This is a genomic window from Modestobacter excelsi, assembly GCF_005930495.1.
GTDB classification, from domain to species: Bacteria; Actinomycetota; Actinomycetes; order Mycobacteriales; family Geodermatophilaceae; genus Modestobacter; species Modestobacter excelsi.
Genome location: NZ_SJEX01000019.1, coordinates 1 through 13,015, shown reverse-complemented (window position 1 = coordinate 13,015; position 13,015 = coordinate 1). Strand labels below are relative to the sequence as shown.

Sequence of the window (13,015 nt, the reverse complement as noted above, 5' to 3'; positions counted from 1 at the left end):
TGGGTGATGAGCGCGACCGGCCGGGGGTGGACTGACCCACAACGCCCCGTGCCGAGCCAGCGCGGCCTGCAGGTCAATCGCAAGGGCTTCGTCAGGGGTGGGCGTACACACGGCGACGACGCCAAAGGACTGACGCCTCCGCTCAGCAGGCCATGCCGCGCACTCCTGTCCGAACGCCGACCACGCGGCTGGAACATGGTCCAGGCGGCCCGCGCGCGTAGTCCCTCGACCTGATTGAAATGGTCGGCAAGCGTCACTGCTCCATGGCCAGCGGCAGGGCGGGGCTCAATCATTGGTCGGGTCGATGCGGGCGGCACCCACCGCGCGCCGGTGCACCCCGTGCTTGTCGAGGATCTTGCGGACGGCGGAAAACGACCGGTCGGTCAGCTCGGCGATCTCTCGGAGCGATCGGCCGGTGGCGTACTGCTCGAGCACGAACCGCTCCACCCGCGCTTGCACCGCGGGGTCAGGGCGGGACACTGCGGTGCCAGCGAAGTCCGACAGCGGGCTCAGCTGCGGTCGGGGCGGGTACGGCATGGGAAGACGCTAGGGCTTCCACATTTCTCCCCGCGTCCCCCGCCCGGGGGCGCGCGTGCCCTTCGGCACTCTCAGCCCTTCACCCAAGAGTGTCGGTACAGCGACGGCGCAGCGCAGCCCGCCGCTCGGGCGACATCGGCCGTGGTACGGCCGACAGCGACCGCACAATGGATGAGCTGCGCCCAGCGACCGGTCGCCCGGCGTACGCGTCCTTCGCGGGACGACGTGCCGGGGAACGGACGCCGTGCGCGGCGGTGAAGTCGGCGAGCCAACGGCGCGCGGCGCGACGTTCGACGGCCGCAGCCCGCAGGCGCTCGAGCACCTCGTCGCGCGGATTCTTTACCCATAGGCCCCAGGGGTGCCTCGATCGCGGCTGCCAACAAAGAGTGACCGAGCCTCCTATCTCATGGACTGGCGACCCCGAAATGACCACGCTATGGGCACTCACGACGACCCACGGGGACGGATGTCACATGGCTCAGACGCAGGATGGCGCGCCACTTCAGGATCAGCCGCGCCCGACCGATTCACAAGAACAGCCGTACTTTGTTCCGCCGCAGCCTGGCTATTACTACGTGCCGGTGCCAATGCCGACCGCAGCCCGAGTGCCACCGCGGTCGACAAGCCTAGGCATTTGGGGGTTGGCGTGCGGCATCGCCGCCTTCCTGCTGCCGATTTTCGGTATCATCCTTATCGAGACGACATGGCGATACGAGGACTTCGGCAGGGTTCTCGCCTTTCTCGCACCTCTGGCCGCGATCGTGGGCATCGTTCTGTCGTCGGTTGCGATGTCCCGCCGCTACACCCGCCGAGGATTTGCAATCGCTGGCCTAGTGGTCGGCATCCTGGGGGTCCTCGGCGTGCTCAGCATCCTCGTTGGAGCACTGGCCTACGCATGACCTCCCCACAAGAGGCGAAGTCCCCGACGCCCGCAAGCCGCGCATGACTGCCAACACCGCCTGATCCACGAGTAGGCGGAAGGCCCCTGCAGTTCGGGACTCAAGCGCCTCGGACGGAATCGCGGTTCATAGGGTCGGGCCGTCGAGGCGGCCAGCCGGCGTGGCGCGCCACGTATCCGTAGATGCGTTCGACGAACCGGCCGTCGCTGCTTCGGCGAAGTAGACGAACACCGCCCGTGGACGCAGCCGGTAGTAGCCAGCCCGACGACCCACCCGCCAAGTTCACGTCCTAGGCACTACTCGCCTCGCCCGATGGGGATACGCCGACCGTCGCGTAGAGCGGACGGCCCTACCGAGACGTCGGACTGCGGCACCTACCGAGGGCTGCCCTGGACGCTCACGATGCCGTCCTGGCGGAAGATCCGCGGCCTACGTCGGCATCAGGATCGCAGCAACGCCCTGACTGTCGGGAAGCCGCTGGCCCGGCGGGAGCCTGCCGATCCCGGCGTCGACCAGCTGTTTGGCCTCGGTCAGCGTGATTGGTTTGCCGCCGAGGTCGCCACCGAACCCGAGAAACCAGATCATCATGGGCCAGTAGATGAGCCCTTGGCCCTCGACGTAGCGCCGGATGTGGTGGTCCGGGCCCCAATAAACCAGAGCCCACGGTTCAGGGTCCCCAGGCTCTTGTATCTTGAACCAGCTATCCATTCCGGGGCCACACCTCTCTCCACTGTATTCAACGCGTTAGCAGCGCCACTTCATTCCGCGTGTAGGCAATGGCGCGCCAGCCGAAGCGTCGCTCGGCCTCATTTGCGCCGGGGATTGTCGGGCGATGGTTACCTCGCCGCTGCTCGGCGGCAGGCTGGCCGGTCGGCGAGCCTGCCGCCGGGCAGCAGCTAGTTCACCGGTGCCAGACCGGAGCACCGGCCTGGACGGCCTCCCAGGCGGCCTGCCGCCACTCGACTAGTACTGCGCGCGCCGACAGGTCACCGGCACGAGCGGCGGCCTCACAGGCACCCACCCCGCCCTGAGTGTCGGCGAGCCGCCGCACCGTCCACTCCCCGGGCCGGACCGAACTGCCGCCCGGCTGCTGGCCGAAACGTCGGCGGGCTTCATCGAGCCCACCCTGTCCGGCCCTCACCCACCGACCCCGTTCCGCATCTCCTGCACGCCATCCACGCTGACGTTGAGCAGGCCCGCCCAGGCGTCGGCGTGGTGGCGCGCCCGCTGCCGCTGCCGCAACGCATCACTGCTCACGACGACGCGGCCACGATCCTCCATGGCGGCGTCACGTGCGAGCCGCTCGTGGTCCGCAGACAGGCGGCGGCTCTCCGTGCCGTACCAAGCGCCCAGCTCGGCCCCCAGGGCCTCGCGGACCCGGGCCGGAGCCGTTCCGACCTGCGCAGCCTGGTCGAAGGTCAGGGTCGAGGGGTGCGGCCACCGGCCGGGGTCGGGGTCGAGCGTGAGCGGCCGGTCAGGGCCGGTGAGCGGCCCAGGCTGGGCCTCGCGGTAGTCGACCGTCAGCGGGTGCTTCTGCTCGTTGCCGTAGCGAATTTCGGTCATGCTCTCTCGTTCTCCTTCTCGGTTGCCCTCGCCTCGTTCGCAAGGGAGATGGGGGTGTGGGTCAAGACGCCCAGCACCAGCGGGCGGGGCGGGCCAGGACGACGCGGGCACCAACCTCAACTCGCCCCGTCGCCGGTCGGCAGCGACCGGAGGATGGCGCGCGGATCGACCGGCCGATCGGTACGAGGACTGGCCTGCACCGCGGTCGGCTCAGGGGCCCTCTCGAGCCGATGCCTTCGGCGCTCGTCACTCTTGGCCTGGGCCTCGTCGGCCCGCTCGATGTCCCACTGGAGACGGCGGCGGTCCATCGGCGAGAGGCCGTATCGCTGTGCCTGAAGCCGGATCTCCTGGGCTGCCTCGCGGCGCTCCCTCGCATCGTTGGTCGACCAGAAGTCGTTGACGATCATGGCGAGCGCGAACAGGCCGTGCCGGTCGCTGTTGTCGTACTCGGGGGCCATCGGCGACCCCCACACGTCGCGCCACCACGCCGTCGTCTGCGGGTGCCACTCAGCCGTCTCGGGCGCGCGGCGAGGCAGCGCCGGCTCTCGGATCTCGCCAGGCTCCGGCGTGTGCAGCACGGCCGCCGTGGCCTTCGGCTTCGCCCAGCGATGCCGGGCGGCAGAACCGTAGGGCTTCGGCGGCGGTCCCATCCCAGCCATCAGTCCTCCTTCACCATCAAGATCACGAGTTCCCCCAGAGGTGTGCGGAGGAAAAAGAGCAGTGCGTTCCGGTGTCCGCGGCGGACCGGGGGGAGGGGGCCCCGCCTGGGTCGTTCAGGGTGGTCATGCGGCGACCTCGCGTCGCGAGCACGTGGGGCAGAGCCCGAGCAGCACCAGCAATGAGCCGGACGGGTCGAGAGACGTCATTCCCGGATGGATCTGCCCTGCCTCGACGATGTCGCCGCAGCGGTCACATGTGCGGTCCTCGTCGCCGGCGACGGCCAACATCGGGAGGCACGCGGTGCAGACCATCCGGCCGGGTGCCCACAGCGCGGTGACGACGACCATGCCGGGGCGCAGGTGCGGGCAGAGCCTGAAGGCTGCGGCCATGATGCTGGCCCGCAGGTCGCTGATCGTCTCCCTGAGCCAGAGGGATGGTTCGTGGTCGGGCTGGAACCCGAGGCCTGCGGCGTCGGCGAGCACCTTCATGCGATGCGCACTGGGCGACGGCCGGACGCGGCGACGATTGCTCATTGTGATTTCTCCTGGAGGTGTCGTGCTGGCGGAGGAGGGGTGGGGTTGGCGTCCCTGCGTACGAGGGCTACTGCTCCCGGGTGAGGAGATTTCCTCGGGTCACCGGGGGGACAAAGGGACAGGTGTCCCCCCGTGGCGGGGACCGTCCATGTGAGGCCACCGGCAAACGTGCAGGTGAAGAAGAAGTACTGACTGCCCATGAAGGCCTCTGGCCGGAGGGACGGGGGGACACCTGTCCCTGCGTCCCCCCGTCCCTGCGGCGGTGGCCGTTCACGACCGCACCCGGTAGCGCCATCCCGGCTGGCCGTTGTGGTCGAACTGCTCCACGTCCACCGAGCCAGCACGGACCAGGACGTCCAGCGCGTCGGCCAAGTGCGGCTTCACCCGGCCAGCCACGGCGGCCCGAATCTCCCGGGTGGACCTCCACTCGCCGGCCTGCTTGCGGAGAGCGGTCAGGACGGCCCGGCCGGCCTTCTGCACCCCGGCGTCGGCGACGGTGTCGGCCCTGACGATGTCCCGGACGGCCTCGGCCTCCGCGCGGGCCTTGTTGGCCTGGGCCGACGTCCGGCGAAGCTCGGCCTGCACCTTGGCGCGGGTGTCGTCGGAGATGGCCATCAGCACCCCGGCGAGCTGCCAGTCCTCGTCTGTGACGCCTTTGCTGCCGAGGTGGCCATCGAGCACCGCGAGGGCGGCGGCGACCTTCAACCGTGTGTAGAGCGAGTGGCCGTCGAGGGCGTCACCTTCTCCTCGGCTGCGCCGCCAGTGCGCCTCGGTGATCTCCCCGGTGGCCTCGGTGCAGACCGCGATCTCTTTCTGGCCGACCACCGGTGGGGGCAGCTCGACCGTCCACGGCTTCGGCTGGGCCGGGCGCTCGCGCGGCATGGTCGGGTCGGTGACCGGCAGCCAGAGGAAGCGCTGCGGGGTGCCACCGTCGGCGTCATCGAGCAGCGCGGCGGCCCGGCCGGGCTGGACCCCGGCTACCAGTGCCATCCGGTAGGCGTGCGCCCGAAGGTGCAGCCGCTTGGTCGGGTCGGCGTAGGCGAAGGACAGGGCCTCCCCGGAGTAGGCCTTGCGCAGGACCGCCATCAGCGTGGAGCCCTGCCGGGAGCTGACGGCGGTGGCCTGGTCGATCTCCGGGACGTTGAACAGCACCGACTGCCGGTACTGCCTCACTCCGTCCTTGCCCTCGTAGCGGGCGTACTGGTGGACGACGCCCTCACCGGAGCCGACGTCGGAGGTGTGCAGCACCGGCGAGCCATCCAGAGCGTCGCGGAAGCCGGACAGGTCCAGGACGTCGTCGCCTGCCGCGAGCGCGGCCCCCTTGCCACCCCCGGAGGGGCCGACCAGGGCGATGAACTGGTTCAGGGTGCCGTGCCCGCCGATCGTGGGAGGCAGCACGTAGCCCGGCGGGACCGCGGCGACGGCGCGGGCCATCGCCACCCCCAGCACGGCCAGCGGTGCCACCATCCGGGCTCGGGCGAAGTCGTGCACGCGCCGCAGGACCGGCCGGTCGTCCCAGAGGGGATCAGAGGGGGAATCGGCCTGCACGGGGCGGCTGGGAGGTTTCTGCAGGCGGCTGAGGGCGTCGGCGACGACTTCGGTACCGACCAGGTCGGCCGCACCGTGGCTGTGGTGGCCCAGCTCGGCCTCGATGTCGTCGTCGGACTTCCGGGCGGCCTTCGCCACCCCCCACGCCAACGCCTCGGCGACCTCTCCCGGTGCCAGCTTGCGTACTGGCTCGAGGGTGACCAACTCAGCCATCCGGGCACTGAGGACCGCGACGACCGTGGCGTAGTCGGCCTCGGCCAGGCAGCGCCGTCGTCGCATGGCGGCGATCCGGACGGCCTGCCGCATCAGGTACTGATGACGGCCGCCGGTGACCTCCTCGATGGCCCAGCCCTTGACGGTGGCCCAGACGTAGGCGTCGGTCGAGGCGGCCCAGCCCCAGTCGTGCGGGTCGGAGACGACGTCGCCGAGCAACTCGTTATCCCCGGTGTGCTCAGGTACCCCGTAGGCGTCCAAGGTCTCGGTGAGCTGGTCCAGGGTCAGCACGGCGAGCCGCCGTTGCGCCACTCGATGGTCACCGGCACCGGCTCTGCCTTCCGGTTGACCGTGCCCGGCACCCGCAGCACCCGCGCCAGGTCGAAGACGGCGTCGACTTGGCCGCCGTGACGCTCGGCGACATTGCCCACGAGGCGGCCGAACCGGCGCAAGAGGGCGACCGCAGCCGCCCGCCGGTCACCGGTGAGGTCCCCGTCGTCGGGGTCGATGGCCCACACCGGCTGGAGCCCGTGGCCTGACCCGATGACGGCCACCGGCTCGGCCCCCAGCATCGTGGCCAGGTCGGCGACGACGGCCCAGGCGGCAGTGATCGTCGGCAGCCCGCCCGGCTTGACGTCCAGGTCGGCGTAGATGGCGGCCAGGCGGGTCACCTCGGCAACCGAGCCTCGGCCGCTGGTCGTCGGGCTGACGGGGTTGACGCCCCACCACACGTCGGCGACGTCGCGCCACCGGTCGACCGCGGCATCAGCCTCTGCCGGGGCCAGCACGCGCGGGGAGAAGCCGCCGTCGGGCAGGGCATGGCAGATGCTCAGCCGCTCGTCCGGCGTGTAGCTCAAGGCGTCGAGCAGACGGGCCAGGTCGGTACCCTCGGGGTCGACCAGCTTGGCGGCAGGGTCAGCGGGCGGCGTGTTCCCCTTCGGGAGCACGCCGTTCGTCTCGGTCACCGCGAGGACCCCCGCAGGAGCAGGCGCAGGCGGGCACGCTGGTCGTCGGTCAGCTCGGCGGACGACGGCCCACGGGCAGCGATCCGCCGAGCCACCTCGCTCATGTGTTCGTACTCGGCGGGAGTCACTGGACGATCCATGCGGCGAGGGCGCGACGCTGCTCCGGCGTGGCCCAGCCGGACTCCAGCCACTTGTCGACTCGCGTCAGCAGCGCTCCGTACACGCGGTGGCTGGTCGCCTTCATGTGCGCCGGTGAGTCGTTCTCGATCCGCGTCGGGACGGCAGGCATGGCGGGTTGCTCCTTGGTGCAGTTCGACGGCGCGTGTTCGTGTCTCCATGTGGTCTACGGACCCAAGGTCACGGAAAGGTAACGGCGACTTCCGTGTCGCACGCCCCCCTGACCTGCGCGTTCGCGTCAAGAAGTCCTGACCCAAGGACTGGTAGCGACATACGAAGAAGGCCCCCCAGGGGCATCCTGGGGGGCCTTCTCGACAGACGATGGGGGACTATTCCGGCGCGGCCGGGTGAGGAAGTTTCCTCAACGCCAGTCGACCGCTATCGACTCCTCGTCGAACTTGCGTGCACCTCGTACAGCGGGATTGATCCGCACCGTCATGAGCGTGGAGATGATCTCCCGGCGCTGGGGAAGCAGCAGGCCCTCCCAGCGGTCCTCCGCGCCTGGGCCAGCCATCTCGGCGATCAGCGGAGAAGACCATGTTGGCCGCGCTCGACGCTCGGCCGCTTCGATCTCTGGGAGCAGTCGGGCCTCGATCCGGGACAGGGCCTGTGGGCTCAGGTCCCCGGCGGCGGCGGCGTCGTAGAACCCGTCCAGTCGAGCCCGCTTCTCCTCAGCCTCGGCCAGCGCGGCGGCTTGTTCAGAGTTCTCGGTGTCGACGTGCAGGTCTGCGACATCTGGCCGCTTCAACCACTCCACGATCACCTTGGTGACGAACTTGTCTACGTCCTGCTCGTTGCGGGAGACGTGGAAGCCGTCCACGCACAGGTAGGCCAGCGACCCCCTATTCTTCTGCACGCGGACCCGGCCGCCGCAGACTCCGCAGACCGCGATGCCCGACAGCAGGTGCTTCACCGCAGAGTCGCGCTGGGAGCGCCGGGCCGGGTCGTTGAGCTTGGCCACCAGGGCCAGGTGCGTGCCCTCGTCCAACAACGGCGGCCACCCCGCGTCGCCGACCACCTTGCCCCGGTGGACCCGCTTGCCCGCGTAGCCGGGGTTCACGCACAACCGCTTGACTTGGGTCAAATCCCAGCCCTTCCCGCCACGGGGAGTCGGGATGCCGCGCCGGTCGAAGTCCTGGGCGATGGCGTAGGGCGTCTCCCCATTCAGGACCCGCTGGGCGGCCTCGCGGACGACGGCCGACGTCGTCTCGTCGGGCACCTGCTCCACCAGCTCGCCGGACGCCTCGTCGTACACGCGCCGGTAGCCGTAGAGCAGCTTTCCGTGGGGACGGCCCTTTTCGGCGTTGGCCTGCACCGCGCGCAGCACCCGCTTCCTCGTCTCGTCGGACTCCCGCTCGGCCAGCAGGGCGTCGAGGCCGGTCTGGAACCGGTCAGCCGACTCCCGCATGTCGTAGACGCGGCCGGAGTAGGACCAGAGGATGCCGCGCCCCTCGCACAGTGCCCGCAGCCGGGTGTAGGCGTCCAGGTCGCGCTGGGCGCGCGAGGACTCCCAGGTGACCAGGACGTCGACCGCACCGGACTCGATGAAGTCGATCAGCCGGACGTGCTCGGCCCGGACCTTGGTGGCGTACCGGCTGGCGCTGCGGTCGTTGTCCGTGAAGACCTTGACCACCTCCCAGTCGTTGCGCGCGCAGACGGCCCGGCAGTCGACCTCTTGCTCGGAGACGGAGCGTCCCCGCTCGTTGGGGTCGGATGACACGCGCGTGTAGATCACCGCGCGCAGAGGCGCGGCACTGAGCGGGGTCTCCAGGGTCAGGGTGGCGGTCACATGATCCACTCTACACCTGTCTAACCGACGTTGAACCCGGAGACCGCGGTGAGGTGGGACAACCCGGCCCGCCGGAACTCGGCGGTCAACGCCGGGTCCATGCCGGTGGTGTCCCCGACCACCAGCGCGGGCAGCAGCCCGGCCGGCCGGTCGGGCAGCGTGCGGGCGGCCGACCGGGCGAGGCCGGACCGCAGTGCACCGGCGGCCGTCTGCACCGGGCCGGGCCCGGCCAGCGGGGTCGGTGCCGACCGCGCCGACAGGACGGCCAGCACGTCGTCCCCGGGCTCCGCGGTGCGGACGGCGACCCGCAGCCGCACCGACTGGCCGGGCAGCAGCCCGGTCCACTGGTCCGCCGGACCGAAGACCAGCACCGGGTTCCCCCGGGTGCGGCGGCCGTCGACCTCGGTGGCGGTGGCCGGCACCAGCACCCGGGGCTCGCCGGCGCCGGCGAGGGGCCGCGGGTCCTCGTCGAGCTCGACGACGACCGGCACCACCGCCTCCCGGGCCGCGAGCCCGGGCAGCGGTGAGGCGGTCCGCCCCTGCGCCCGGACGGCGGCGACCGCGCCGACCACGGTGAGCGCCGCCAGGCAGCCGACGACGACGGCAGCGGCAGCGCCGGACCGGTTCCGGGACGTCCGGAGCAGCAGGACGGCCGCCGCCGCTGCGCCACCCGCGACGCCGAGCAACGGCCCGGCCGGCAGCCCGCGCGCGGCGAGCGTGCCCACCCAGACCGTCACCGCCGGGGGCACCAGCCGCAGGTCGACCCAGGACCACCGCTGCTGCGTCCGGACCCGCTGCACCCGGGGCCGGGCCCGCCGGTCGGGCACCTCAGACCCGCACCCGGTCGACCAGGTCGGCGAAGACCGCCGGCCCGATGCCGCTCACGTCGTCCAGCTGGTCGACGCTGGTGAACGGGCCGTTCGCGGTGCGGTGGTCGACGATCCGCTGGGCGAGGACCGGCCCGATGCCCGGAAGGGCGTCCAGGTCGGCGGCCGTGGCGGTGTTGAGGTCCACCGGCCCGGCGGCACTGGACGCAACTGGCACGGCGGCGCCCGGTGCGCCGCCCGCCGGTGCCGCGGCTCCCGGGACCCCGACCGCGATCTGCTGACCGTCACCGAGCACGGCGGCCGCGTTGACCGCGGCCGGATCGGCCTCGGGCAGCAGCCCGCCGGCCGCGGCCAGGGCGTCGGCCACCCGTGCGCCCGCCGGCAGCGTCACCAGACCAGGCGTGCCGACCTGCCCGACCACGGAGACGACGACGGTGCCGGCCGGTGTCGCCGGGGGGCTGGACTCCGGCGCCGGAGACGGCGTCGCCGACGCATGGGTCGCCGACGCGGGGGTCGTCGACGAGGGGGTCGGGACCTGGTCCACCGCCGGCCGGTCCAGCCACGTCCAGCCGACCACGGCGAGTGCGGCGAGGACGGCGGCGGCCCACAGCGCCCACGCACCCGGTCGGCCGGGGTCCAGCCGTGCCGTCCGCCCCGGAGCGCGGTGCCGGCCCAGGGAGGCCGGCAGCGCGACGTCCGGTGCGTCCGCCGGCCCGTCGACCCGGTCCGCACCGTCGTCGGCCCACTCGACGGCGGGCGGCGGCTCCCCGGTCAGGTCATCGTCGGGCACCCAGCCACGGGCCCGCTCCCCCTCGGCCAGCAGCGCACGCAGCCGAGCGCGGATCACGTCACCGTCGTCACGACTGCGGGCCTGGTTCAGCACCCGGCGGACGTTAGGAGCGGCTCCCACCGGTCGGCCAGCTGTCCGGCGGGGTTGTGGACGGCCGCACCTGCTGTGGACAGCCGGCAGCCGCGGCGGTCGGTACAGGTCAGGGTGGCGGCATGGCCACCCTCTGCGCGTCAGTCCTCGCCGGGACCGCGTCCGCCGTCGTCGGCTGGCTGGGGAGTCGGCTGTGGCCGGGGCGTCGGGTCGATGACGACCCCGACCGCTCCGGGCCCCACGTGCGCGCCCACGGCCGCGCCGAGCTCGCTGACGTGGAGCTCCTGCAGCCCGGGCAACCGGGCGGTGAGCTGCTCGGCGAGCCGGTGGGCGCGCTCAGCAGCGGCGAGGTGGTGCACCGCCGCGGAGACCGGCCGGTCACCGGCCACGTCGACGGCGCGCTGCACGAGCCGGTTCAGCGCCCGCCCGGACGTCCGCACCCGCTCCAGCGGCACGACCTGGCCCTCCGAGACGTGCAGCACCGGCTTCACGGCCAGGGCGCTGCCCAGGAGGGCGGCAGCCGCGCCGATCCGGCCGCCCCGGCGCAGGTGCTCGAGGGTGTCGACGACGAAGAACGTGCGGGTCGCGGCTGCGGTGTCCCGGGCGGCGTCGGCGGCCTCTCCCGCGCTGCCGCCGGCGGCGGCCGCGCGGGCGGCAGCGAGGACCGCGAAGCCCGTGCCCATCGCCGCCGAGCGGGAGTCCAGCACGGTGACCAGGTGCTCCCCCACCTGGCCTGCCGCCACCCGTGCGGCGTCCCAGGTCCCGGACAGCTCCCGGGACAGGTGCACCGAGACCACCCGGGGGGCGCCGCCGTCGAGCAGGCGGCGGTAGACGGCGACGAAGTCACCCGGCGTCGGCCGGGAGGTCGAGACGTGCCCGCCCCGGACGCTCAACGACCGCGCCACCTCCGCGGAGCTGACCTCGCTGCCCTCGCGACCGGACCGGCCGGCGAGGACGACGTACAGCGGCACGACCTCGATGCCGTACCGGTGCACCACGTCCGGCGGGAGGTATGCGGTCGAGTCGGTGACCACGGCGACGGCCGGGTGCGCCGGCCCGTCGGTCCGGTCGAGCGAGCCCAGCTCAACCGGCGGCATCGGCGTCCTCGACGGGAGCCGGCGGCGCCTCCTCGGGCGTGGCCCCGGACCGGGGCGCGTCCGGCACGTCGGTGGCCGACGGACCCGGGAACGAGCCCCGGTCGCTGGCCGGACGGCGGCCGCCCTCCAGCTGCCCCGCGGCGGGGACGTACAGGTTGTGCCGCATCAGCCGCCACCCGGACGCCTGGAAGGCCAGCTCGCTCCAGTGGCAGTTCCCCAGCGGCCCGAAGATGCGCTTGTGCTCCAGCCCGAGTCCGAGCAGCGCCTCCACCAGCCGGCCCGCCGTGCCACCGTGCGTCACCAGCACCGCCGTGGCCGCGGGCCGCAGGTCGGCGACGACGGCCAGGGCCCGCGCCGCCACGTCGGCCTGCGCCTCGCCGCCGCGTCCGGGCACCGGGCGACCGGCCAGCCAGTCCTCGTACTGCCCCGGGTGGCGTTCGGCGACCTCGTCGCGGGTCAGGCCCTCCCAGGTGCCCAGACCGTGCTCCCGCAGCCGCTCGTCGACGTGCACCGGGACGCCCAGCAGCGGCGCCAGCGCGCCGGCGGTGTCCACCGCCCGCTGCAGGTCGCTGGAGACCAGCACGACGTCCTGGTCGCGCAGGACGGCGGCCAGGTGCGGAGCGGTCCGGGCCGCCTGCGCCCGGCCCTCGTCGTCCAGCGGCGGGTCGAGCTGGCCCTGGAAGCGCCCGTGGGCGTTCCACTCGGTGCGCCCGTGCCGCCACACGAGCAGCCGGCGGACCGGCGGGGCCAGGGGACCCGCGGTCACCGGTCGGTCTCGCCCGGCCCCGCGTCCACCACGGCGCCGGCAGCGGTGTCGTCACCCGGGGCGTCGGCGTCCGGGATGTCGGCGTCCGGGGTGTCGGCGTCCGGGGTGTCGGCGTCCGGGGTGGAGCCGGGAGCGGCGGGCGGTGCGTCCCGGTCGGTGAACGGGATGACCGGGCAGTCCTTCCACAACCGCTCGAGGGCGTAGTAGGCGCGCTCCTCCGCGTGCTGGACGTGCACCACGACGTCGACGAAGTCCAGCAGCACCCAGCGGCCCTCGGCGACGCCCTCACGGCGCACCGGCTTCACGCCGTGCTCCCGCAGGCGCTCCTCGACGGCGTCGACGATGGACTGGACCTGACGCTCGTTGGGCGCCGCGGTCAGGACGAAGGCGTCGGTGATTGCCAGCCGGTCGCTGACGTCGACGATCGACACGTCGGTGGCGAGCTTGTCGGCTGCGGCCTGCGCTGCGATCAGCGCGGTCTCACGGGCCTCGGCCGAGGCGGTCATCGGGGCATCTCCTGCAGGTCGGGGGACGTGGTGTCCCCGGGGGCTGGGTCGTCGG

At 72.6% G+C, this 13,015-nt stretch carries 15 protein-coding genes; 1 reads left to right on the top strand and 14 read right to left on the bottom strand.

The annotated features are described in order from the left end of the window. Positions 1-285: 285 nt before the first annotated feature. On the bottom strand, positions 286-537 hold the full coding sequence (locus FHL80_RS08975) for a helix-turn-helix domain-containing protein (RefSeq protein WP_138733088.1): 252 nt from the start codon (positions 535-537) through the stop codon (positions 286-288). 473 nt (positions 538-1,010) lie between these two features. Here FHL80_RS08975 and FHL80_RS08970 point away from each other — a divergent pair, with 473 nt between their 5' ends. Next, complete coding sequence (locus tag FHL80_RS08970; protein ID WP_138733087.1) at positions 1,011-1,436, top strand: DUF4190 domain-containing protein; 426 nt, start codon at positions 1,011-1,013, stop codon at positions 1,434-1,436. A 429-nt stretch (positions 1,437-1,865) separates the two neighbouring features. On the opposite strand, the gene FHL80_RS08965 is transcribed toward FHL80_RS08970, so the two are convergent. The 13 genes from FHL80_RS08965 to rsfS all read right to left on the bottom strand — a co-directional run bounded on the left by FHL80_RS08965 (position 1,866) and on the right by rsfS (position 12,960). Beyond that, positions 1,866-2,144, bottom strand: coding sequence for a hypothetical protein (locus FHL80_RS08965; RefSeq protein ID WP_138733086.1), 279 nt, complete (start codon positions 2,142-2,144; stop codon positions 1,866-1,868). A 429-nt stretch (positions 2,145-2,573) separates the two neighbouring features. Continuing rightward, positions 2,574-2,999 (bottom strand): hypothetical protein, encoded by a 426-nt coding sequence (locus FHL80_RS08960; protein ID WP_138733085.1) that lies wholly within the window; start codon positions 2,997-2,999, stop codon positions 2,574-2,576. 116 nt (positions 3,000-3,115) lie between these two features. Further along, positions 3,116-3,658, bottom strand: coding sequence for a phage terminase small subunit (locus tag FHL80_RS08955; protein ID WP_138733084.1), 543 nt, complete (start codon positions 3,656-3,658; stop codon positions 3,116-3,118). A 123-nt stretch (positions 3,659-3,781) separates the two neighbouring features. Beyond that, positions 3,782-4,147, bottom strand: coding sequence for a hypothetical protein (locus FHL80_RS08950; protein WP_138733083.1), 366 nt, complete (start codon positions 4,145-4,147; stop codon positions 3,782-3,784). Between the two features lie 315 nt (positions 4,148-4,462). After that, positions 4,463-6,265 (bottom strand): hypothetical protein, encoded by a 1,803-nt coding sequence (locus tag FHL80_RS08945; protein ID WP_138733082.1) that lies wholly within the window; start codon positions 6,263-6,265, stop codon positions 4,463-4,465. Continuing rightward, positions 6,238-6,918: a hypothetical protein gene (locus tag FHL80_RS08940; RefSeq protein WP_138733081.1), complete on the bottom strand. Its 681-nt coding sequence runs from the start codon at positions 6,916-6,918 to the stop codon at positions 6,238-6,240. Before FHL80_RS08940 ends, FHL80_RS08945 begins: the two co-directional genes overlap by 28 nt. A 124-nt stretch (positions 6,919-7,042) precedes the next feature. Then, positions 7,043-7,207 carry a hypothetical protein gene (locus FHL80_RS25340; RefSeq protein ID WP_216870549.1) on the bottom strand — a complete coding sequence of 55 codons (165 nt, stop codon included), beginning with the start codon at positions 7,205-7,207 and terminating at the stop codon, positions 7,043-7,045. A gap of 249 nt (positions 7,208-7,456) precedes the next feature. Beyond that, positions 7,457-8,884 (bottom strand): recombinase family protein, encoded by a 1,428-nt coding sequence (locus FHL80_RS08935; RefSeq protein WP_216870548.1) that lies wholly within the window; start codon positions 8,882-8,884, stop codon positions 7,457-7,459. 20 nt (positions 8,885-8,904) lie between these two features. Further along, positions 8,905-9,711, bottom strand: a complete 807-nt coding sequence (locus tag FHL80_RS08930) for a ComEC/Rec2 family competence protein (protein ID WP_246078566.1) — start codon at positions 9,709-9,711, stop codon at positions 8,905-8,907. A gap of 1 nt (position 9,712) precedes the next feature. Beyond that, positions 9,713-10,594: a ComEA family DNA-binding protein gene (locus FHL80_RS08925; RefSeq protein WP_138733080.1), complete on the bottom strand. Its 882-nt coding sequence runs from the start codon at positions 10,592-10,594 to the stop codon at positions 9,713-9,715. Positions 10,595-10,731: 137 nt separating this feature from the next. Then, positions 10,732-11,688 (bottom strand): DegV family protein, encoded by a 957-nt coding sequence (locus tag FHL80_RS08920; RefSeq protein ID WP_138733079.1) that lies wholly within the window; start codon positions 11,686-11,688, stop codon positions 10,732-10,734. Beyond that, entirely contained in the window at positions 11,675-12,454 is a 780-nt protein-coding gene (locus FHL80_RS08915; RefSeq protein WP_138733078.1) for a histidine phosphatase family protein, read from the bottom strand. Before FHL80_RS08915 ends, FHL80_RS08920 begins: the two co-directional genes overlap by 14 nt. Further along, positions 12,451-12,960 (bottom strand): ribosome silencing factor, encoded by a 510-nt coding sequence (gene rsfS / locus FHL80_RS26700; RefSeq protein WP_138733077.1) that lies wholly within the window; start codon positions 12,958-12,960, stop codon positions 12,451-12,453. Before rsfS ends, FHL80_RS08915 begins: the two co-directional genes overlap by 4 nt. Between the last annotated feature and the right edge of the window lie 55 nt (positions 12,961-13,015).

Bases quoted from the DNA above. Each gene is read 5' to 3' on its own strand.
- FHL80_RS08960 (WP_138733085.1), bottom strand. From the start codon at position 2,999: ATGACCGAAATTCGCTACGGCAACGAGCAGAAGCACCCGCTGACGGTC.
- FHL80_RS08955 (WP_138733084.1), bottom strand. From the start codon at position 3,658: ATGGCTGGGATGGGACCGCCGCCGAAGCCCTACGGTTCTGCCGCCCGG.
- FHL80_RS08970 (WP_138733087.1), top strand. From the start codon at position 1,011: ATGGCTCAGACGCAGGATGGCGCGCCACTTCAGGATCAGCCGCGCCCG.
- FHL80_RS08965 (WP_138733086.1), bottom strand. From the start codon at position 2,144: ATGGATAGCTGGTTCAAGATACAAGAGCCTGGGGACCCTGAACCGTGG.
- FHL80_RS08920 (WP_138733079.1), bottom strand. From the start codon at position 11,688: ATGCCGCCGGTTGAGCTGGGCTCGCTCGACCGGACCGACGGGCCGGCG.
- FHL80_RS08950 (WP_138733083.1), bottom strand. From the start codon at position 4,147: ATGAAGGTGCTCGCCGACGCCGCAGGCCTCGGGTTCCAGCCCGACCAC.
- FHL80_RS08975 (WP_138733088.1), bottom strand. From the start codon at position 537: ATGCCGTACCCGCCCCGACCGCAGCTGAGCCCGCTGTCGGACTTCGCT.
- rsfS (WP_138733077.1), bottom strand. From the start codon at position 12,960: ATGACCGCCTCGGCCGAGGCCCGTGAGACCGCGCTGATCGCAGCGCAG.
- FHL80_RS25340 (WP_216870549.1), bottom strand. From the start codon at position 7,207: ATGCCTGCCGTCCCGACGCGGATCGAGAACGACTCACCGGCGCACATG.